This window comes from Kitasatospora sp. NPDC004272 (genome assembly GCF_053603035.1).
Genome location: NZ_JBSGET010000029.1, coordinates 17635 through 39457 on the forward strand (window position 1 = coordinate 17635; position 21823 = coordinate 39457).

The 21823-nt window shown below is 74.5% G+C and carries 16 protein-coding genes; 11 read left to right on the plus strand and 5 right to left on the minus strand.

The genetic code is table 11. The annotated features are described in order from the left end of the window. Positions 1 to 35 precede the first annotated feature (35 nt). The 8 genes from ACWEO5_RS12060 (at position 36) to ACWEO5_RS12095 (ending at position 13139) form a co-directional block, all read left to right on the plus strand. Positions 36 to 6737 (plus strand): RHS repeat-associated core domain-containing protein, encoded by a 6702-nt coding sequence (locus tag ACWEO5_RS12060; protein WP_452162299.1) that lies wholly within the window; start codon positions 36 to 38, stop codon positions 6735 to 6737. Then, the gene (locus ACWEO5_RS12065; protein WP_452162300.1) at positions 6734 to 7000 is read left to right on the plus strand and encodes a hypothetical protein; all 267 of its coding nucleotides are present in this window, start codon (positions 6734 to 6736) and stop codon (positions 6998 to 7000) included. Before ACWEO5_RS12060 ends, ACWEO5_RS12065 begins: the two co-directional genes overlap by 4 nt. A 348-nt stretch (positions 7001 to 7348) precedes the next feature. Beyond that, positions 7349 to 7756, plus strand: coding sequence for a hypothetical protein (locus ACWEO5_RS12070; RefSeq protein WP_452162301.1), 408 nt, complete (start codon positions 7349 to 7351; stop codon positions 7754 to 7756). Between the two features lie 152 nt (positions 7757 to 7908). Then, positions 7909 to 8769, plus strand: coding sequence for a helix-turn-helix domain-containing protein (locus ACWEO5_RS12075; protein ID WP_452162302.1), 861 nt, complete (start codon positions 7909 to 7911; stop codon positions 8767 to 8769). A 447-nt stretch (positions 8770 to 9216) separates the two neighbouring features. Further along, positions 9217 to 10095 (plus strand): dioxygenase family protein, encoded by an 879-nt coding sequence (locus ACWEO5_RS12080; protein WP_344557441.1) that lies wholly within the window; start codon positions 9217 to 9219, stop codon positions 10093 to 10095. 470 nt (positions 10096 to 10565) lie between these two features. Then, on the plus strand, positions 10566 to 11795 hold the full coding sequence (locus ACWEO5_RS12085) for a serpin family protein (RefSeq protein ID WP_452162333.1): 1230 nt from the start codon (positions 10566 to 10568) through the stop codon (positions 11793 to 11795). A gap of 111 nt (positions 11796 to 11906) precedes the next feature. Next, positions 11907 to 12674 (plus strand): signal peptidase I, encoded by a 768-nt coding sequence (gene lepB / locus ACWEO5_RS12090; RefSeq protein WP_452162303.1) that lies wholly within the window; start codon positions 11907 to 11909, stop codon positions 12672 to 12674. A gap of 54 nt (positions 12675 to 12728) precedes the next feature. Next, entirely contained in the window at positions 12729 to 13139 is a 411-nt protein-coding gene (locus ACWEO5_RS12095) for a DUF3224 domain-containing protein (protein ID WP_452162304.1), read from the plus strand. Positions 13140 to 13180: 41 nt separating this feature from the next. Here the strand turns inward: ACWEO5_RS12095 and ACWEO5_RS12100 are convergent, their stop codons facing one another. The 3 genes from ACWEO5_RS12100 to ACWEO5_RS12110 form a co-directional block, all read right to left on the minus strand. Beyond that, positions 13181 to 14392 (minus strand): aminotransferase class V-fold PLP-dependent enzyme, encoded by a 1212-nt coding sequence (locus ACWEO5_RS12100; RefSeq protein WP_452162305.1) that lies wholly within the window; start codon positions 14390 to 14392, stop codon positions 13181 to 13183. Between the two features lie 111 nt (positions 14393 to 14503). After that, positions 14504 to 14872: an Imm32 family immunity protein gene (locus tag ACWEO5_RS12105; protein ID WP_452162306.1), complete on the minus strand. Its 369-nt coding sequence runs from the start codon at positions 14870 to 14872 to the stop codon at positions 14504 to 14506. Positions 14873 to 14960: 88 nt separating this feature from the next. Beyond that, the gene (locus ACWEO5_RS12110) at positions 14961 to 15569 is read right to left on the minus strand and encodes a helix-turn-helix domain-containing protein (RefSeq protein ID WP_452162307.1); all 609 of its coding nucleotides are present in this window, start codon (positions 15567 to 15569) and stop codon (positions 14961 to 14963) included. A gap of 119 nt (positions 15570 to 15688) precedes the next feature. Between ACWEO5_RS12110 and ACWEO5_RS12115 the strand changes: the two genes are divergently transcribed. After that, positions 15689 to 16507, plus strand: a complete 819-nt coding sequence (locus tag ACWEO5_RS12115; RefSeq protein WP_452162308.1) for an MBL fold metallo-hydrolase — start codon at positions 15689 to 15691, stop codon at positions 16505 to 16507. Between the two features lie 85 nt (positions 16508 to 16592). On the opposite strand, the gene ACWEO5_RS12120 is transcribed toward ACWEO5_RS12115, so the two are convergent. Both ACWEO5_RS12120 and ACWEO5_RS12125 read right to left on the minus strand, forming a co-directional pair. Beyond that, entirely contained in the window at positions 16593 to 17375 is a 783-nt protein-coding gene (locus ACWEO5_RS12120) for a VOC family protein (RefSeq protein ID WP_452162309.1), read from the minus strand. Between the two features lie 132 nt (positions 17376 to 17507). Then, positions 17508 to 19745: an MFS transporter gene (locus ACWEO5_RS12125; RefSeq protein WP_452162310.1), complete on the minus strand. Its 2238-nt coding sequence runs from the start codon at positions 19743 to 19745 to the stop codon at positions 17508 to 17510. Between the two features lie 568 nt (positions 19746 to 20313). Between ACWEO5_RS12125 and ACWEO5_RS12130 the strand changes: the two genes are divergently transcribed. Both ACWEO5_RS12130 and ACWEO5_RS12135 read left to right on the plus strand, forming a co-directional pair. After that, the gene (locus ACWEO5_RS12130) at positions 20314 to 20892 is read left to right on the plus strand and encodes an O-methyltransferase (protein ID WP_452162311.1); all 579 of its coding nucleotides are present in this window, start codon (positions 20314 to 20316) and stop codon (positions 20890 to 20892) included. Between the two features lie 98 nt (positions 20893 to 20990). After that, positions 20991 to 21551, plus strand: a complete 561-nt coding sequence (locus ACWEO5_RS12135) for a DUF421 domain-containing protein (RefSeq protein ID WP_344557459.1) — start codon at positions 20991 to 20993, stop codon at positions 21549 to 21551. Positions 21552 to 21823 lie beyond the last annotated feature (272 nt).

Sequence of the window (21823 nt, forward strand, 5' to 3'; positions counted from 1 at the left end):
GCGGAATCACCGTCGTCACGACGTTCGTAGCCGCAATGTCCCTCATTATTCCGGCGGCCGGTGCCGCCACCGTGGTCGGCCCGTACCGCTATGACGGTAAAGTCTGGGCAGCCGATCCGCTGCCGGCGGTCCCGGAGGTCACCGGGCACGACGCCACCGGTGCCGCCGACCGGTCCGACCACGGCGTGGCCGCCGGATCGCGCGAGCTGCGCACCCACGACGCGGCGGCCGCCGGCTGGCCGAAGGCATCGAGCACGACGGTGGCGCTCGGCGCGGCCGATCCGTCCGGTGCGGTGGCGCTCGCGGCCCCGGCGGGCGTCGCGAAGTCCAAGGCGCCGGCCTCGGTGAAGGTGGAGACCGCCGACCGGGCCGGGGCCCAGGCCGCGGACGTGGACGGGCTGCTGGTCGGCCTGGAGCCGGCGGACGGGTCCGCCTCCGGCGGCGCGGTCTCGGTCGCGGTCGACTACGGTTCCATCGCCCAGGCGTACGGCGGTGGTTGGGCCTCCCGGCTGCACCTGGTGCAGCTGCCGGCCTGCGCGCTGACCACGCCGCAGTACGCGTCCTGCCGGACCCAGCGGCCGCTGGAGACGGTCAACGACCCGGTTGCCCACAAGCTGACCGCGACCGTCCAACTCCCTGCCCAGGACACCACTTCCGGGGCGCTGAAGCTGGACGCCGTCACCGACTCCGGCACGGCCGTCGCCGCGGTGGCCGGCACCGGCGGCTCGCAGGGCAGCTACACCGCCACCTCGCTCTCCGCGTCCGGCTCCTGGGGCTCGACCCAAGGCGCGTTCACCTACAGCTACCCGATCCCGGTGCCCGCCGCACTCGGTGGCGCGGCGCCGTCGGTGGCGCTGTCGTACAACTCGCAGTCGGTGGACGGGAAGACCTCGGCCCGCAACTCGCAGGCGTCCTGGATCGGCGACGGCTGGGACTACTCGCCGGGCTTCGTCGAGCGCTCCTACCGGCCCTGCGCGTCGGACGGGATCGCCGACTCCGGCGACGAGTGCTGGGCGGGCTGGAACGCCACGCTGTCGCTCGGTTCGCACTCCGGCGAGCTGGTGCGCGACAGCAGCGGCGCCTACCACCTGCAGAACGACGACGGCACCAAGGTCGAACGGTTGACCGGCGCGTCCAACGGCATGTGGGACGGCGAGTACTTCAAGGTCACCACCACCGACGGCACCCAGTACTACCTGGGCCTCAACCACGCGCCCGGCACCACCGCCGACGCCGCGACCAACAGCGCCTGGGGCGCGCCGGTCTACCACCCGAACTCCGGTGACCCCTGCTACAGCGCGAGCGCGGGCAAGAACTCGCTCTGCCCGGCGAACCCCGGCTACCGCTTCAACGTCGACTTCGTCGTCGACCCGAACGGCAACGTCCAGCGCTACGACTGGGCGGCCGAGGCCAACTGGTACAACCGGGGCCTGGGCCAGGTCGCGGCGGCGGGCAACGGCGGCACGATGACCGCCTACACCCGCGGCGGCTACCTGACCCAGATCTCCTACGGCTACCAGCTCGCCGACGCCCGGGCCGGCCACGACCCGGCCGCGAAGGTGGTCTTCACGCCCGCGCAGCGCTGCACCACCTCCGACACGGTCTGCCAGTACGCCAACCTGTCGGCGAGTACCGCCACCAACTGGCCCGACGTCCCGTACGACCTGAACTGCACGCAGGGGATGGCGACTTCCGGCACCGGCGCGAACGTGTGCCGGATCGGCGCGCCGACCTTCTGGTCCACCGTCCGGCTGAAGTCGGTCACCACCAAGGTGAAGACCGCCGGCGGCTGGCAGGACGTCGACTCCTACGAGCTGACGCACCTGTTCTCGGACGCCGGCGGTGTGATGGACCCGGTCACCGGCAAGACCGTCGACCCGGCCGACGCCGGCCAGCTGCAGGCCGTCATGTGGCTCTCGCAGATCCGGCACACCGGCCTGGACACCTCGGCGGGCGGCAGCGGCACCGTGGCGCTGGACCCGGTGGTCTTCACCGGCGTGGAGATGGACAACCGGGTCGACGGCGGCCCCGCCGCCCCGCCGCTCTACCGCCCCCGGATCTCCCAGGTCCAGACCGAGACCGGTGAGCAGATCGCGGTCAAGTACCGCGACCCCGAGTGCTCCCGGACCGCGGGCGCCATGCCGGCCTCGGCCGACCGCAACACCATGGCCTGTTTCCCGGTCTACTGGGCGGCGGCCGGCGTCAAGGACCCGTCCCTGGACTGGTTCCACAAGACCCTGGTCGAGCAGGTCTCCGACAACGACCGCACCAAGGCCGGGTCCCCGTCCCGGGTCACCGCGTACGCCTACGGCGGCGGCGCGGCCTGGCACCGCGACGACTCCGACCGCACCGACGACCAGTACCGCACCTGGAACGACTTCCGCGGCTACCGCACCGTCACCGTCACCACCGGCGCCGCACCCGACCCGGTCACCCAGAGCACCGTGTCCTACTTCCAGGGCATGGACGGCGACTACAAGGCCGACGGCAGCAGGCGCAGCGTCAGCCTGAGCAACTCGCTCGGCGAGTCCAGCACCGACAGCAACTGGATGACCGGAGCCGCCCAGGAGACCGACACCTACGACCGGGCCGGCGGCACGGTCGTCGCCAAGTCGCTCGCGTCGGTGGCCGGTCAGATCACCACGGAGCACCGCGCCCGCACCGCCTGGACGGGCAAGACCCCGCCCGGGACGCTGTCGGTGCTGCCCGACCTGGAAGCCCACCGGGTCCAGCAGACCAGCACCCGGGCACTCGCCCTGAAGGCCGACGGAACCTGGCGCACGACCAGGGCGGACGTCTTCTTCGACGGCCTCGGCCGACCGGAGAAGACCGACAACAAGGGCGACCTCGCGGACCCGGCCCAGGAGACGTGCACCACCGTCTCCTACGCGAACGCCCCCGCGTCCGCCCCGATGCTGCTGAACCTGCCCAAGGAATCGGTGACCGTCGCCGGCCCGTGCACCACCGCGGCCGGGGCCACCAGCACCCTGGAGGACGAGCGCTTCTACTACGACGGCGACGGCACGCTCGGCAACCCGGGCAGCCTCGGCAGCGTCGGCGGCAACGGCACCACCGTCGGCCTGCTCACCGCCACCCAGGGCGTCACCTCCTACGACGCCTCCGGCAACCCGGTCTTCCAGACCAACGGCGCCGTCACGTACGACGGCTACGGTCGGGTCACCAAGTCCGTCGACTCCGCGGGCAACGCCGAAACGACGGTCTACACCCCGGCCACCGGAACCCTGGCGACCGGGGTGAGCACCACCAACCCGCTCGGCTGGGTCTCCTCCAGCACCTTCGCCTCCCCGCGCGGTCTGGTCACCCACGCCGTGGACGCCAACGGCCGGGTCACCGACTCCACCTACGACGCGCTGGGCCGCCGGACCCAGGTCTGGATGCCCGGGCGCGCCATGGCCACCCAGAGTCCCGACCGCACGTTCGCCTACGCGGTCCACGGCGCCGGCACCCAGCCGGACCCGTCGTCCGTCACCACGCGGAGCCTGCGCGAGGACCAGACCTACAGCACCGTCGTCAGCATCTACGACGGCTTCCTGGCGCTGCGGCAGACCCAGACCACCACGGCCGACAACTCGGCGGGCCGGCTGATCGCCTCCACGAAGTACGACTCGCACGGCTGGCAGGTCTCCGCGGCCGCACCGTACGCCGACCCGACCACCGCGCCGGGCGGCACCCTGTTCGTGGAGAACGAGAACACCCTCCCCGCCCAGACGGTCACCAGCTACGACGGGATGGGCCGGAGCACGGGCACCGCGCTGTACGGCAAGGCGCACCAGCTCTGGCAGGCCACCACCGCCCACCCGGGCGTGGACCGCACCGACACCACGCCTCCGCCCGGTGCCGCCGCGACCACCGTCGTCACCGACGCGCGCGGCCGGACCGTCTCCAGCACCGTCCACGGCGGCCCCGGCGCCGACGCCACCACCACCTACACCTACCGGCCCTCCGGCCAGGTGGCGTCGCTCACCGACGCCACCGGCAACACCTGGTCCTACACGTACGACCTGCTGGGTCGCAAGACTTCGCAGACCGACCCGGACAGCGGCACCTCCACCACCACCTACGACGCGCAAGGACGCGTCGCCACCCTCACCGACGGCCGCGGGCAGACCCTGTCGTACGGGTACGACACCCTCGGACGACTGGTCGGCACCTTCGACGGCCCCAGCACCACCGATACCGCCAAGCAGCTGACCCGATACGTCTACGACACCCTGCAGAAGGGCTACCCGACCTCCGCCACCCGCTACGTGGGCGGCGCCGGCGGCAGCGCCTACACCACGGCGTTCACGGGCTACAACACGGCCTACCAGCCGACCGGTACCAGCGTCACGATCCCCGCCGCCGAGGGCAAGCTGGCCGGCACCTACACCCTGGGGACGGACTACACCCCCAACACCGGCCTGGTCGCGCACAGCACCTTCGGCGCGGACGGCGGACTCCCGTCCGAGTCGGTCGGCTACGGCTACAACCTGCAGGGCGGGCTGGTCAGTTCGGGCTCCGGACGGTTCACCCACTACCTGGATGTCGCCAACTACAGCCCGCTGGGCCAGGTCCTGCAGTCCACCTACGGCGACGCGGGCAAGCAGTACCGCACCGCGCAGACCTACGACGACACCACCGGACGCCTGGCCACCAGCCGGGTCAGCGTCGAGACCGGCACCAACGCGCTCTCCGACACCACCTACGGCTACGACCAGGCGGGCAAGCTCACCACCGTCTCCGACCGCCAGTCCAACGGCGCCACCACCCCCGTCGCCGACACCCAGTGCTTCGGCTACGACGGCCTGAACCGGCTGACCACCGCCTGGACCGACACCGCCGGCACCACCGTGCCGACGGCGGGCCAGCTCGCCACCTGCAACTCCACCAGCCCGGCCCCGGCCACCGTCGGCGGCCCGGCCCCCTACTGGGAGAGCTGGCAGTACGACCTGCTCGGCGACCGCACCCAGCAGGTCCAGCACGACCTGACGGGCAACACTGCCAAGGACACCACCCAGACCAGCAGCTACCCCGGCAACGGCACCACCAAGGCCGACCAGCCCAACCGGCTGACCACCGTCACCACCACCGGCCCGACCGGCACCACCGTCCTCACCCCGCAGTACGACGCCGCGGGCAACACCACCACGCGCACCACCACCGGCGCGACCACCGGCACCCAGAACCTCACGTACGACGCCGAAGGCCGCACCGCCACCGTCAACCAGACCACCGGCTACCTCTACGACGCCGGCGGCAGCCTGCTGATCCAGCGCGGCCCGACCGGCACCACGCTCTACCTGTTCGGCGGGGCCGAACAGCTCACCCTGGACAAGGCCACCCAGACCGTCAGCGGCCTGCGCCACTACCCCAACCCCGACGGCACCACCATCGTCCGCTCCAGCGGCGGCGCCCTCACCTACCAGCCCGCCAACCACCAGGGCACCGCCCAACTCCAGGTCGACGCCACCACCCTGGCACCCACCCGCCGCGCCTACGACCCCTACGGCAACCCGCGCGGCACCCAGCCCACCAGCTGGGCCGACAACCGGGGCTACCTCGGCCAGCCCGCCGACTCCGGCACCGGCCTCGACCTGCTCGGCGCCCGCAACTACGACCCCGCCCTCGGCCGTTTCCTCGCCGTCGACCCGGTCCTGGAGGTGGGCGATCCCAACCAGATGGGCGGCTACACCTACGCGGGCGACAACCCGGCCACGCTCAGCGACCCCACCGGCCTGTGGGGGGACAGCTTCTTCCACTTCATGACGACGGCCGTCACCGTCGTCGTCGTCGCCAGCGCCGTCGCCGCCTGCTGGGAGGGCGGCCCCCTCGCGATCGAATGCGGAGAAGGAGCCGCGACCGCGACCGGAGCCGTCATCAACTACCTGGGCGGTGACGCCGGCCCCTCGCACGGGGAGTCGGCCGGCGGCGGGAAGAAGGGCGCCGGCAAGGGAACCACCGACCCCCACGAAGCCACCAAGGAGGCGGCCAAGAACGGGGCGACGCACACGGCCAACGAAGCCGCCGTCGTCGGCAAGAGCGACGCCGCGCTGGAGGCGGCGGCGACCGCGGCCGCCGCGGAGTCCGAGTACGCCCTCAAGAACGAATCGGCCCTCGCCAAGAACGCGGAAGAACTCGCCGGGGACGGCAAGGGCGAGGGCACGGGGAAGCCCGCGGCGGACCCTGCCGGGAACGAGACCAAGGCCGGAACCGATGACCCGGCTGCCCCGGTCACGCCCAGTGACAAGCCGACCGGGCCGGGACACGGGAGCGGAGCCTCCGAGACCCACGCCGAGAAGGGAGTGGAGTCCACCCTGGCGGGCACCAATCCCACCGGCTCCAAGATGAACTGCTCCCTGTGCGCCCTCGCCGGCTACAACCGGCTGGGGGGCTTCATGGACGACCCCGACGTGATCACCGAAGCCGAAGCCATGACTGAACCCGTCGACGCTTCGGTCGTCGAATCCTTCTTCGGGGCACCCTTCGAGGAGACCGCGGGCCGGGATGAGATCGCCGACCGGATGACGGAACTCGGCCCCGGAAGCCGGGGAATCGTGCTGGGATACGATGTCGACGCCAAGGGCAAGTACACAGGCGTGGGACACTACTTCAACGTCACCAACGACGGTGGGCGGATCAAGTTCCTCGACTACCAGAGCGAGACGTTCGCCGACACCGAGGCGTGGGACAGGCTCGACCTCCTGATCCCCTGGGAATCCGAAGGGGAATCCGAATGACGAGGATCACCGACTCGGCAGGGGCGCTCGCCGCGGCGGAGGAGTACTGCAGGCGTGAGATCCGGACCTGGGAATCCCTGGACTGCTACCTGGTCATCCACCCGGAGATCACGATCGAGGGCGCGTACGTCGTCTCGTACCTGGCGAGGAACGGCCGCCTCGGCGGCGCCTTCCCGGTCGTGGTCGACGCGGAGACCGGAGCCTGCAGGTTCGTGGACGGAATCGCCGAGTACAAGGAACTGAAGAAGCGCAGCCGCGGCTGACAAGTCGCGGCCGACAGCCGACGGGAGTGCCCCGCCGCCCCGACCGGGCGGCGGGGCACTCCCGTCCGGCGGCCCCACCCGCCTCCACCCCCTGCCCCCGCCCGCCGCCCGCCGGACGAACCCGGCCCGGGCCGTACGTGGGCGGCGTTCCGCACCTCCGGTGTCCCGGCGAACGCCCGTGCCTGACGCGGCGCTAGGATCTGCTCTCCCGGCCCCGCGGTGTTCCCCGGGCGCCCCGAACACGACCCGGAGTGATGCGCCTTGGCCGTGAGCAGGCTCGTGCGTGCGGAGTTGGACCGCCACCGGTGGGGCGCGCTGAGGTGCGGCTGCCGGGGAACCGCGGAGCACGTGCCGGACATCTTCCGCGCCATCCTCGAAGCCGAACGCGCCCAGGACGCCGTCGGCGTCCTCCTGGCAGGCCACCTGGAGGTCGAGGGGAACCTCTTCGAGGCGTCCGTCCCCGCGGTCGGCGTGATACTGGCGGCGCTCGGCGGGGAGCTGTCGGCGTACGCGCGGTCGCAGCTGCTGGAGACGCTGTACGCGCTGACCCACGGCGAGTCCCACCACTCCGAAGTCCCCCGGGGGAGGAGCCGGCTGGGCGACGAGTGCCGGCTGCGGGCCCGCGAGGGGATCTGGCTGGTGGCCGCGGCGGGGTTCGGTGCGGACCGCGAGTTGGCGGCCGACATCCTGGCAGCCGTCGACCTCGACGAGGACCGGTCCGCCTACTACGCCCGGGCGTTCCCCTCGAAGCGCTGAGCGGAGGAGCGGGCGGACGGGCGGGCGGGCCGGCCGGGCCGGTCGAAGCGGGTGGGCGCCGCAACTCTCCCGGTCCGCGGCCCACTTGCCGGTACGTGCCACTTGGTCTGGACCACTGGACGTCCGGCGGGCCGTTTGCGCACACTGGCGCGATGAAGCTCCGACCGGCCACCGGCCTGGAACTGCACGACCTGGACGTGCCCGACCCGGGGCTGCTGCCGTTCGCGGCGGGCAGCTTCGACGCCATCGGGCCGCTCTCCAGGGCGGACTTCCCGCACCGGCACTCGTTCTACGAGCTGGTCTACGTCGCGGCGGGCAGCGGTACCCACGTCATCGACCTGGCCGAGCACCGGATCCAGCCGCCCACGCTGTACGCGGTGCTGCCGGGCCAGGTCCACCGCTGGAGCGGGGCCCGCCAACTCGACGGCTGGGTAATGCTGTTCAACGAGGACTTCCTGCACCGGCACCCCGAGGACCTGGCCCTGGTCCGGGCCCTGGCGGCCGGCCCGGCGATCCGCCCGGACCGCCGCGAGCACCGCGAAATGGTCGGCGTGATACGGGAGTTGACGGCGGAACACGAGGCCGGCCTGGAGGGCGGCCTGGGCGTGCTGCAGGCCCTGCTGCACGTCCTGCTGGTGCGCGCCCGCCGGGCGGCCCGGGGCTGCGGCGCCCCCGCCGCGCCCCGAACGGCCGGGCACCCGCTCGCCACCCGGTTCGCCCGGCTGATCGCCGACGCCGACCGCACCGACCGCTCGGTGCTCGCCCTGGCCCGCGAACTCGGCGTCTCAGCGGGCTACTTGCACGAGGTGGTGAAAGAGGCCACCGGTCGCACCCCGGCCCGGCTGGTCCGCGAGCAGCAGACCCTGGAGGCCAAGCGCCTGCTCACCACCACCGATATGACGATCCGTCAGGTATCGGCCGCAGCAGGATTCTCCGATCCGGCCTACTTCTGCCGCTTCTTCCGCCGCGAAGTCGGCCGCACGCCGGGCGAGTTCCGCGAGAAGGCGGGCTGACCCGCCCAAGGCGGTTCCCTGAAGGCCGAGTTCGGCCCACCGATCCATCGGGCCGCCCGCCGACCCGTCGGCCTGCCGGAAACCGAAAGGCCGCCTTGAGGCTGCCCGCCCCCGCCCGCGACCCGTCCGGCGGCTCCGCCGCAGTTCACCGGCGGTCCGCTCCGGGCCCGCCCTAAGCCGGGATCAGGCGGGCCCTAAGCTCGCCCTAAGCCCGGCCGACGGCCGCCCGGATCCCGGTTGACGCCCGGTCGAACGGCGCGCGACGGCGGCTGAGGAATGCACCACGTCCCGCCGCCCCCGTCCATCGACGGCCCCGGCGGGCAGGGCCTAGCGTCTGAGGCACCCCACAGCGCCGCCGTGTCGGGAGACCCGACCTCTCCAGGTGTCATGTCCCATCCAAGGGAATCCGGGCGTGCGGCGACCAACGAAGCAGTCGAACGGAGAGCCATGCCCACCCCCCACAACCCGCTGGACGGCCTGGGAGAACTGGCCGAGCGCAAGATCAGCCGCAAGGGCCTGCTCAAGGCGGCCGCCGCGGCCGCCGCCGCACCCGTGCTGGTCGGCGGCGGAGTCGCGCTGGCCCGCGAAGCGGCCGCCGCCGACGTCCCGGCCCCGCTCACCCCCGAATGCACCGACGGGCACGTCACCGGCGAGCAGATCGAGGGCCCGTACTTCAAGCCGGGCTCCCCGCTGCGCACCAACCTGGTGACCAGCGGCACCCCCGGCACCCCGCTGACCGTCAGCGGCTACGTGTTCGGCCGCAACTGCGTACCGATCGCCGGTGCCCTGCTGGACTTCTGGCAGGCCGACACCAACGGCAACTACGACAACTCCGGGTACACCTTCCGCGGCCACCAGTTCAGCGCCGCCAACGGCGCGTACACGCTGACCACGATCATCCCGGGCCTCTACCCGGGCCGCACCCGGCACATCCACGTCAAGGTGCAGGCGCCCAACCAGCCGATCCTCACCACCCAGCTGTACTTCCCGAACGAGCCGCGCAACGCCACCGACACCATCTACGACCCGGCCCTGCTGATGACGGTCCGCCAGGTCGGCAACGGGAGCGAAGCGAGCTTCGACTTCGTGCTCAACGTCAACGGCACCGGCTCGCCCAGCCCCAGCCCGAGCAGCTCGAACCCGGGCTCGCCGAGCCCCAGCCCGAGCAACACGGGCGGTGGCACCACCAGTTGGAAGGTCGGCACCAGCTACAAGGCCGGCGACGTGGTCACGTACAACGGGGTCACCTACGTCTGCATCCAGGGGCACATCGCGTACGCCGGCTGGGAGCCGCCGAACGTCCCGGCCCTCTGGCAGCGTCGCTGACCGGCCCCCGGTCCCGTCGCTGACCGGCCCCACCCCCACGCGGACGGTCAGCGGCGACAGCCACCCGAAGCGGCGGCACGGCCCCACTCCCCGGGAGGGGAAAACCGGGAGACCGGGGTCCGTGCCTGCCGAGCGCCATGACGGCCCGAGCGCGGGGTGCCCGGGCCGTCATGGCGCCCCACCGACCCGACCCGCACCGCACCGCACCACCCTCCCGACCCCCGCACGCCCGGCCCCGCGCACCGCACCGCGCGCACCGCACCGCGCACCGCACCGCCTCGCACCGCGCGCAGCGCCTGCCCCGCACCGGCACGTCCGCGAACCCCTCGCCGCCCGCCCCGGAACCACCCCACCCGCTCGGTGCACCGGTGGGGCGGCGAGGCCGGGCCCCGATAACCCCTCGCGCCCCCGCCGCCGCAGCGCCTAACCTCCGGTCCAGGACCGCCACCGGGGAGAACCGCACCGTGCCGATGCACCGCACCGTCCGCGTCGTCAACGAGCTGACCGCCCGTTGGGGTCGCGCCGCTCCCGCCGCCGGACGGAACACCGCCCTCAGCGCCCCCGCCGCCTGGGCCCCGCTCGCCCTGCTCGCCGCGGGCGCCGCCGGCCCCGCCGCCCGCGAACTCGCCGACGCGCTGGGCGTCCCGCTCGACCTGGCCGCCGGATCCGGCCGCGAACTGCTCGCCGCCCTCGACCGGACGCCCGGCGTCACCGCCGCCCTCGGCCTGTGGACCGTCGACCGCCTCCCGCTCGAACCGGCCTGGACCGCGGCCCTGCCCCCGCACAGCCACGGCCGGATCACCGGCGACCCGGACGCCGACCGGGCCGCCCTCGACCGCTGGGCCGCCGACCGGACGGCCGGGGCGATCCCCCGGATGCCCGCCCCGGTCACCCCGGACACCGAACTCCTGCTGGCCGGCGCGCTCACCGTCCACACCGACTGGATCCGCCGCTTCTGGCCCTGCTCCCAGCAGCCCGAGGCCGGCCCCTGGCGGGGCCGCGACCTCGCCGGGCTGTCACGGCGCACCGGGCTGCTCGACCGGGTCGGTGTCGCCGACACCGCCGCCGGGCCGCTCACCGTGCTCAAGGTGCTGGGCCGGCGCGGCGTCGACGTCCACCTCTGCCTCGGCCCCGAGGGCGCCGACCCCGGCGCCGTCCTGGCCGCCGCCGTCGGCACCGCCGCGCACCCCCGCACGGTGCGCCCCGGCACCGAGCTCCCCGACGGCGCCCCCGGTCCCGGGCTGGACGCCCGCTGGGTGCGCAGCTACTCCCGCGAGCCCGTGCTCCACGTCGAGACCGTCGAGTTCGACCTGGCGGACGACCACGACCTGCTGGAACGGCCCGACCTGTTCGGCCTGCGCACCGCCGCCGACACCGGCCGCGGCCACTTCCCCGGCATCAGCGCCGAGCCGCTGGCGGTCGAGTCGGCCCGGCAGACCACTACCGCCGTCTTCGGCCCGCGCGGCTTCCGGGCCGCCTCGGTCACCGCCTTCGGGGTGGTCGGCGCCGTCGGCATCGCCCCGCCGCCCCCGTACCTGGCCCGTCGCCTCACCGTCGCCTTCGACCGCCCCTTCGCCTTCCTCGCCGTCCACCGCACCTCCCGCCTGGTCCTGGCCGCCGGCTGGGTCGCCGACCCGACGCCCGCCCACCCGGTGCCCGAGCACCTGGAGGAGGACGACGACCCGGAGGGCGACTGGTGAGGCCCCGCCGCGCACCGGCGCCCGGGGCGCTCGCTAAGCTCCCCGCTCGATCCCGTGCGAACGGCACGGTGACGGGGTGCGCCGCACGGCGGGCAGGGGAGTGGGAACGGCATGAGACGGTGGAGCGGATTCGGCAAGGCCGCGCTGGTCGTCCTGATCGCGGGGGTGCTGCTCCCGATCGGTGCGATCGCCTACGGGTTCACCCTCGGGCCGCGTTCGATCGTGCTGGGCAGCAACAGCATGGCCCCCACCTACCGGTCCGGCCAGCGGGTCCTGACCTACGCCGTCGAACCCGGGGACGTCCGCCGTGGTGACGTGGTGCTCTTCTCGACCGCCATGGAACCCGGTGGTCCGCCCGTGCGGGTCCTCAACCGGGTGATCGCCCTCGGCGGCGACCACGTCTCCCAGTGCGGTGACCAGCCCGTCCAGCTGAACGGCAGTCCGCTCGACGAGCCCTACCTGCGGGGCGACAGGCCCGGCGGCGAGCGCTGCTTCGACGTCACCGTCCCCGCCGGGGAGATGTTCACGATGGGCGACAACCGGGGCCTCTCCTTCGACTCCCGGTACCGGGGCACCTTCCCGCTCACCTCGGTGATCAGCCGCGACCAGGGCAACGACGCCGCACTGACCACCATCGGCCTGCTCCTGGTGCTCGGCCTGCTGCTCCTGCCGGTCGCCCTGGTGTTCTCGCTGATCGCCCGCCGCCGCCGACGCACCAACCCGCCGCAGCCCGCCGGCTACCCGGCCTGGGTCCTGGGTCAGACCCCGACCGGCCCGCCCGCAGCGCCGTTCGCGGCCCCGCCCGCCGTCCCGGCCCCGGCCGAAGCTCCGACGACCCCGGCGACCCCGGCGGCCCCGGCGCCCCCCGAGGGGCCCTGACGAGTCCCGGCGAGCCCTGACGGATTGTCAGTGCGGGCGCCTAGCATCGCGCGCATGCGAGCATCAGGCACCTTCACCGTCCTCGACTTCACCCCCGCGCCCGTCCCGGAGAGCGGGGTCAAGACCGGCGCGGGCGTCGGCGTGGCCACCATGCGCAAGGAGTTCGCCGGCGAGGTCGAGGGCCGCTCCGACACCCTGTTCACCGCCGCCTACGACCAGGCCGCGGGCGTCGGCACCTACCTGGCGATGGAGTCCTTCGCCGGGAGCCTGCACGGCGTCGCGGGCACCTTCAACTTCGCGCACTCCGCGACCACCCTCGGCACCGCCCGGGACGACGAGTACTTCGTCATCGTCCCCGGCAGCGGCACCGCCGCCCTCACCGGCATCACCGGCACCGGCGACATCGTCGTCGACGAGGACGGCACCCACCACATCCACCTCGACTACACGCTGCCCGCCGGGTAGCACCCGTTCGAACGGCGGGCACCCCGCCGGTGCGGCGCGCGTCAGTGCCCGCGGGCCCACGCGCACAGCACCGGCACGCACCGCTCCGCGAAGTACTCGTAGTCCTCGGCGGTGTTGTACACGTGCGTGGACAGCCGGAAGTACCCCGTCCCGCCGAAGCTGGTGAACGCGGCCTCCACGCCGAACTCGGCGGCCAGCCGGTCGCGCAGCGCGTCCGCCTCCAGCCGGGTGCGGCCCAGCCCGGCCGGGAGCCGGACCAGGCGCAGCGCGTTCACCGGCATGCCGACGTCGGCCGCGGCCGGCTCCCCGGTCGCGTCGGTGATCGCCGCGCCGATCAACTGCTCGGCGTAGTCCGCGAGTTCGCCCATGTAGCGGCGGGCCCCGGCCCAACTCCACTGCTCGGCGACGAAGTCCAGCGCGGTGGGCGCCGCCAGGTAGCCGGTGACGTCCAGGGTGCCCTGGGTGTCGAAGCGCTCCGGGAACGGCTCCTCCGCGCCCCAGGAGTCGATCAACGGGTAGAGCGAGTGCCGGAGTTCGCCCCGGGCGACCAGCGCGGCGGTGCCGCGCGGCGCGCAGCCGAACTTGTGCAGGTTGCCGACCCAGGCGTCGCAGTCCGCCCCCGCCAGCGGGTCCTCGTCCAGCCCCGGCACGTGCGCGGCGTCCACCAGCAGCGGCACGCCCCGCTCCCGGGCGAACGCGCCGACCAGGTCGACCGGCAGGTAGCGGGCGGTCGCCGAGGTGATCCGGTCCAGCACGATCAGCGCCGTCCGCCCGGTCACCGCCCCGGTCACCGCCGCCGCGGCCTCCTCGGGCCCGGCCCCCAGCGGGACGTGCACCGTGCGCACCGCCCCGCCCCAGCGCCGGGCCAGCCGGGCCGCCCCCATGGTCACCGCCCCGTACCCGTGGTCGGTGACCAGCACCTCCCCGCCGTCCCGGTGCGGCAGGCTCCCGTACACGGCGCTCGCCCCGGCGCTCGCGTTCGGCACCAGCGCGGTGAGGGCGGCCGGCACCCGCAGGAAGTCGGCGATCGCCGCCCGCGCCGCCGCCACCCGCCGCGGCAGCCCGGGGAACCACACCACCGGCGAGGCGTCCATCTCCTCGCGCAGCCGCTGCTGCTCCCGCTGCGCCACCAGCGGCACCGCCCCGAACGACCCGTGGTTCAGGTGCCGCATCCCCGGGTCCAGCGACCACCCGGCGGCGGCGGGACGCCCGTCCCGCAGCAGCAGGGGCTCAGGCGCGACGAGGGTGCCCACGACTTCTCTCCGATCCGGCCCGGAGCGACACTGCCCCGTTGACCTGCGAGGATCCTGACACAACCGCCCCCCGCCCCGACCGGCGGCCCCGACCGTCCCGCCCCGGCGGGCTCAGCGGCGCGGCATGCCGCCGTGCGGGCTGTACACGACCAGCGGCAGCGAGCCCTCGGCCGGGTAGGAGGGTTCCACGACGTGTTCGATGTGGAAGTGGCCGCCGTCGTCCATCCCGGCGATCTCCCGCAGGTCCGCCGCGAACATCGTCCGCGCGGCCTCCCCGCCGCCGATCACCAGCAGCGAGCGCTCCTCGTCCACCGCCGCCAGCACGCCGCCCGCCGAGGCCCGCACCTCGATCCCGCGCAGGGAGCCGTGCGCGGGCAGCAGCCCCGCCCCGGCCGCCGCCAGTTCGGCCAGCCGCCGCAGTTCCTCCGCCGACCCGGCGAGCACCACCTCGCCGTCCCCGGTGCCGCCGTCGATCTCCACCCGTTCCCCGCCCCTCCGCCGCCGGCCGGTCGTCGGCCGGCCCCGGGCGGCAAGTCTCCCAGGGGCGGCGGCGCGGCGGAACGGGTGCTCAGGCCCGGCGGGAGATGAACATGACGTACTCGCAGGGGTCGTCCGTCCGGTTGGCGAAGCCGTGGTCGGCGTCGGCCTGGAGGAACAGCGAGTCACCGGCCCGCAGGGTCTCGACGGCGCCGCCGAGTTCGACGGTCAGGGTGCCCGCGAGCACCAGGAGCTGTTTCTCGGCGCCCGCCGGGTAGGCGGGCAGCAGCCCGGTGGAGACCCGCGCGGGGAGGCGGTGCAGGACCATCTCGGCCCCGCCCGCGCCCGGGGCCGCCGACACCACGTGCCGCTCGAAGCCGGTCTCCGGGTCGCGGAAGACCGGCCGGTGCTCGGCGCGCAGCACCACGGCCACGCCGGGCGAGGCTGCGCCCGGGGCGCCGGTCAGCTCGGAGAGGGTGGCGCCGAGCGCGTGGGCGATCCGGGAGGCGACGCCGATCGTCGGGCTCTTCTCGCCGCGCTCGACCTTGGAGAGCATCGCCCGGCTGACCGCCGACCGCACGGACAACTGCTCCAGGGTCAGGCCCGCCTCCTCGCGCCGCCGCCGCACCCGGCCGCCGAACGCCCCGGCGAGCTCGTCGTCGTGCGGTGGTCCGGCCGCGGTCCCATCCTGTTCGGCCACCGTGCTCCTCGATCGATGTGCTGCCTGCCCGTACGGCCCACAGTGTAGTGTTTCTTCTATCGAAGATTCGTTCTTCCATCGGAGACGCGCGACGCGCGTCCCGTCACGAGGGGGGTTCCATGCGCCTGATCTCCACCGGCCGGCTGCACGCCGCGTTCGAGTTCGGCGACCTGCGGGTGGTCGCGCTGCGGGACGGCCACATCGACATGCCGCCGACCCGGCTCCGCCGCGAGGACGGGTGCGCGTTCGACACCGTGCCCGACGGCGTCCCGCTGGCCGACGGCAACCTGCGGCTGTCGGTCAACGCCTTCCACGTCACCGACGGCACCCGCTCGCTGCTGGTCGACACCGGCGCCTCGAACGTCTGGCACGACCCGACCATGGGCCTGCTGCCCGAGGCGCTCGCCGAGGCGGGCATCGACCGGGCCGGCATCACCGACGTGGCCGTCACCCACCACCACGAGGACCACGTCAGCGGCCTGATCGCCCCCGACGGTACGGAGGCGTTCCCCGCGCTCGAACGGGTGTGGATCGGCGCGGGCGACACCGGGGTCTTCACCGGACGGCTCGCCCCGGTCCGCGACCGGGTCGTCCCCGTCACCGAGCAGGTCGCCGTCAACGACTGGGCCACCGCGCTCCCCGCCCCCGGCCACACCCCGGGCCACACCGTCTACGAGATCACCAGCACCGCCGGCCACCTCCTGGTCTGGGGCGACACCGTCCACGTCCCCACCCTCCAGTTCGGCCGCCCGAGGGTCACCTGGGAGTACGACGCCGACCAGCCCCGGGCCCGCACCGCCCGGCTGGCCCTGCTCGAACGCCTCGCCACCCCCGACCACTACGTCGCCGGCGCCCACCTCGACTCCCCAGGCATCGCCCGGGTCACCCCCGACGCCGACGGCTACGCCCTGGAGTACCTCGCCCCGCCGCTCGGCTGAGGCCGCCCGCCCGGGCCGACCGCGCACGCCCGCCCGCCCCGGACGGCAACCGGGACGGGCGGGCGGGCGGTACGGAGGGGCAGACTCAGGCCAGCGGCTGCGGCCTGATCATCGCGAACGGGGCGCCCTGCGGGTCGGCGACCACCGTCATCCGGCCCGCCATCATGTCGAACGGCGGCGCGAGCACCGTCCCGCCCCGCTTGACCAGCGCGTCCACGGTGGAGTCCACGTCGTCCACCGCGAAGTAGGTCAGCCAGTGCGCCGGGGTGCCGGGCGGGTCGTTGGCCAGCAGGGTGACCCCGCCGACCGCACGGCCGCCCACCCGCAGCTCCCAGTACGAGTCCGCGCCGTCCAGCGGCTCGATCTCGATGCCGAACGCCTCGCCGTAGAACGCGGTCGCGGCCGGCACGTCGCTGGTGTGCAGCTCGTTCCAGGTCAGCGCGCCGGCCTCGTTGACCACCCGCGCGCCGAAGAACTCGCCCGGCTGCCAGACGCCGAACACCGCGCCCTGCGGGTCCGCGGCGACCAGCATCCGGCCCAGGTCGCCGACGTCCATCGCCGGGACGAGCAGCGTGCCGCCCGCCGCGACGATCGCGTCCTGGGTGGCCTGCGCGTCGGTGCTCGCCAGGTAGCTGGTCCACACGGTCGGCGGCTCCGGCATCCCCTCGGGCGCCATCGTCGGGCCGATGCCGGCGACGGCCCGGCCGTCCAGCTCGCAGACCGCGTACCCGCCGAACTCGGCCGGGCCGGGCGCGCCCTGCCAGCCGAGCAGGTCGCGGTAGAAGTCCAGCGCCGCCTGCTGGTCCTTCGCCATCAGATCGACCCAGCACGGGGTGCCGGTCGCGTACGGGGTGGTGACTTCGGGCATCTCTCGCTCTTTCCGGTTCGGGAAATCCGCTGCGCCCCCCCGCCAGCCACCCTCCCGGCGCGGCCCCGGATCCGCCACCGGGACACGCCGCACCGCCGACCCGCCCGGGGAGTCCGCGCCCGGGCCGGGCGGCTACGCCCGGGTCAGGGCGATCAGGGCGATGTCGTCGGAGAGCTGGTGGGTCCAGTCGCGGACGTCCTCGGCGAGGCCGCGCACCAGCCGGCCCGGGTCGGCGGCCCGCAGCACGGAGAGCCGCTCGTCCAGCGGGTAGAACTCGCCGGAGGAGTTGCGGGCCTCGCTCAGCCCGTCCGTGTGCAGCAGCAGCGCCGAACCGTCCGGCAGGGCCAGCGGGGTCGGGACGGGCGCCGGGCCGAGGCCGAGCGCGCCGAGGCCGAGCGGGAGCAGGGCCGGGACGGGGGTGGTGAGCACCTCGTCCGGGCCGACCCGCAGCGGGGCGAGGTGCCCGCAGTTGACCACCTCGACCTGGTCGACGCCGTCCCGGTGCTGGAGCAGCAGGGCGGTCGCGAACAGCTCCTCGTCGCCGCGGGCCGCCGCCAGCCGGGACAGCTGCCGGTCCAGCCGGGCGGCCAGCTCGCCCAGGTCGGCGGTCTCGTGGGCCTGCGAGCGGAAGCACCCCAGCAGCTCGGTGACGGTCCGCACGGCCTGCAGGCCCTTGCCGCGGACGTCCCCGATCAGCAGCCGGGTGCCGTGCGGGGTGCGCACCGCCTCGAAGAAGTCGCCGCCCACCCCGGTGCCCGCCGTCGCCGGCTGGTAGTGGCCGGTCAGCCGCAGCTCGCCCAGGTGCGCCGGGATCGGGTGCAGCACGGCCTGCTGCAGGGCGATCTCGCTGGCCCGCACCCGCGCCAGCCGCTCCGACTGCTGGCGCCGGCTCCAGGCCACCAGCCCCATCGCCGCGCCCACCGCCAGCGCCGCCACCGCCGCCCCCGGACGGTCCGCGACCCGCTCCCCGGCCAGCGCGACCAGCAGCAGGTGCTGCGTACCGGCCGCCGCCGCGACCGTCAGCGACACCACCGGGCGGCCCAGCAGCACCGCCACCAGCGCGACCACCCCGCAGGCCACCCACAGCACGGCGCCCAGCTCCCGGGGGCCGCCCTCGCCGGTGACCAGCGCGGTGCTGCCCGGCACGGTCTGCCCCAGCACCCCGCCGAACAGGATCGCCACCGGGTAGAGCGCCGAGGCCGCCGCCCGGCGCTGCCGGGGCAGCGCCGCCAGGAAACCGGCCAGGTAGGGGATCTGCGCGACCACCAGGCCGAACCCGACCAGCACCGCGACGGCCCCCGCCAGCAGCGCGGCCTGCCCGGCGTCGGCGGGCAGGAAGTGCAGCGAGGCCAGGCCGACCGCGGTCAGCGGCAGGCCCAGCGAGGAGCCGGTCAGCGGGGTCAGCCGCCAGTGCCGGGCCACCAGCCCGGCCGCCAGCATGCCCAGCCCGTACCCCGACATCGCCAGCGTCACGTGCGTCAGCGTCACCCCGCGCTGCAGCAGCACCACCGGCACGGCCGCGCTCAGCGCGAGCTGGGTGAAGCCCAGGGTCGCGCCCGCCGCCATCGCCCCGCCCGCCGCCCGGACCGGCACCCCCGGCACCGGCGGTTCCGGACGCCGCCGGGCCAGCAGCACGCTCCGGGCCCGGCAGGCCGCGAACAGCGCCACGGCCGTGCACAGCAGCACCCCCACCAGCGGGTCCGACCAGTCGCGCAACGGGCCCAGCTCCAGGCCGGCCACCGCCAGCAGCGCCGCCACCGCGACGCCCGGCCCGCACACCGGCCCCGAGCGGGCGGTGGATCTCGGCAGCCGGTCGCGCGGCAGCAGGCGCAGCGAGGCGAGCAGCAGCAGCGCGGCGGCCACCGGCAGCACCGCCTCACCGAGCCGCCAGCCGGCCAGCGAGTCGATCCGCACCGCGAGGTTCGCCCCCAGCACGAAGGCGACGGCGACACCCGCGATGGCCCCGCCCACCACCCGGGTGATCCGCCCGGGCAGGTTCAGCACCGGGACGGAGGCCAGCGCGGCGATCAGCACCCCGGCCGCGCCGGCGTCCTCCACGGACCGCCCGAGCAGGTACGTCCAGGGGCGGTCGGCGGTCACCGCGACGGTGCCGCCGACCACCATCGTCCCCAGCGTCCAGCGCAGCACCCGAGGCCACCCCCAGGCGTCCACCGCCCGCCCCGCCACCAGGAACGCCGTCAGCATCGCCAACGCCGACCCCAGCTCCGCGGCCACGCCCTCGGCACGCCCCAACCCGAACTCGACGACCGCCCCCGCGGCGGTGGCGCCGCGCAGCAGCGGCAGCAGCACGCACAGCGAGGCGGCGGCCACCAGCAGCAGGCGAACGGCGCGCCGGGGGGTGCCGGTCACGGGGGTCTCCTTCGGCAGGTCCGGTGGGTGCAAGGCTTTCAGAGCCCCGGAGCGACCAGAAGGGAAAAAGGTCACATAAGTCATATTTATCGCTTACCGGGCATCTGCCAAGCACCTGCCCCGGAGACGCCTGCGGCGGGCTCGCGGGAGCAAGCGGAGAGCTTGGGCGATCTGCCGAGCACTTTCCGCCGCCGAGAGCGCCTGCGGCGGGCCCCCGGAGGCGTGGCACCCGCCAGGCACCCGGCAGCGGCAGTGCCTGCGGCGGGCTCGCGGGTCCGTCCCGGCGGCGGCAGCGACCGCGGCGGGCTCCGCGGGGAGGTGGAGAGCCCGCGCGGTCTGCCGAGCGCTTCGGCGGCGGCGGCGCGTGCGGCGGGCTCGCAGGCTCGTGGCACCCGGCAGCGGCAGTGCCTGCGGCGGCCTCGCGGGTGCGTGGCAGCTGCCGAGCCCCGGCGGCGGCAGCCACGGCCCCCGGGGGCTGTCCGCAGGGCGAAACTCGGTGGGCAGGTCCCGGTGGCGTCGCTAGCGTGTCGAGATCACTGACGGACTGTCACCTTCGGAGGGCCGCGCCATGACGCTCACGACCGAATCCCACCCCGCCGTGCTGGCGGCGATCACCGAGGGCTGTGCGGCGCTCGGGTTCGCCATGTCGTGCGACCTGACCACCGGGCAGCTGCTGCGGACGCTCGCGGCGGCCCGGCCCGGGGGGCGGATCCTGGAGCTGGGGACGGGCGCCGGGATGGGAACGAGCTGGCTGCTGAGCGGGATGGACGCGGGGGCCACCCTGGTCAGCGTGGAGCTGGACGAGGCGGTGGCGGCGGTGGCCGCCGAGCACCTGGGGGCGGATCCGCGGCTGGAGCTGGTGACGGGGGACGGCGCGGCGCTGATCGACTCGCTGGCGCCCGGCAGCTTCGACCTGGTCTTCGCGGACACCTGGCCGGGCAAGTTCCACCACCTCGACCAGGCGCTGGCGCTGCTCGCCCCGGGCGGCCTCTACCTGGTCGACGACCTGCTGCCGCAGCCGACCTGGCCGGAGGAGCACGCCTCGTCGGTCACGGCCCTGGTCGAGCGGCTGACCACAGACCCCCTCCTGCACGCCACCTACCTGGACTGCTCCACCGGCCTGCTGCTGGCCACCCGCCTCCCGTAGGCCGTCGCCCTTGTGGGCCGTCGCCCCCGTAGGCCGTCGGGGGGACGGCGGGCGTGGGGGCCGGTGCGGCGGTCGCACCGGCGCCTACGGTGGCCGGCATGTGGCAGGCCATGTTCGTCGCGGGGATCCCGTACGCCGAGAAGACCCTCCGCACGGTGCTGGTCTACCTGGCGCTGCTGGTGCTGCTGCGGCTGATCGGCAAGCGCGGGCTGGCCCAGCTGAACACCTTCGACCTGGTGGTCATGCTGCTGCTGTCGAACGTGGTGCAGAACGCGGTGATCGGGGACGACAACTCGGTGACCGGCGGCCTGTTCGGGGCGGTGGTGCTGCTGCTCACCGACTGGGTGCTGGTGCGGCAGGCGGCCCGCTGGGACTGGTTCAACCGGCTGCTCGACGGGACGCCGACGGTGCTGGCCCGGGACGGGGCGTACGACCGGCGGACGATCGCCCGGCAGGGGATCCGGGCGGCGGACCTGGACGTGGCCGTCCGGCACCAGGGCGGTGACGCGATCGAGGAGACCGCGCTGATCGTGCTGGAGCCGGGCGGGACGCTGCTGGTCGAGCTCAAGGAGGGCGACCAGGTCGCGGACAAGGACGACGTGGCGGCGATCCGGGCGGCGCTGGCCGCGATCGAGGCCCGGCTGCCCGCCGCCGACTGACCGCCCGCCACCAGCCACCAGTCACCAGCCATCAGCCACCCGTCCGGTCGGCCACGCGGAGAAGGCAGGAGCGTGAACAGTGGGTGAACTCCCGGAGTACGACGGCGTGTCGGGAACCTGATCATCCGTCAGGTCGAACTGCCGTCCGACCCCCGCAACCTGCCGTTCCGTGGCGCGGGCTGACGGCCCGTCGGCTCGCGCCGCCCCGCGCGGGGGTCCGGACCGACGGCCCCGGGCGCCCGCGCTTCCGGCCGTCCACCCGTCCTGACCGG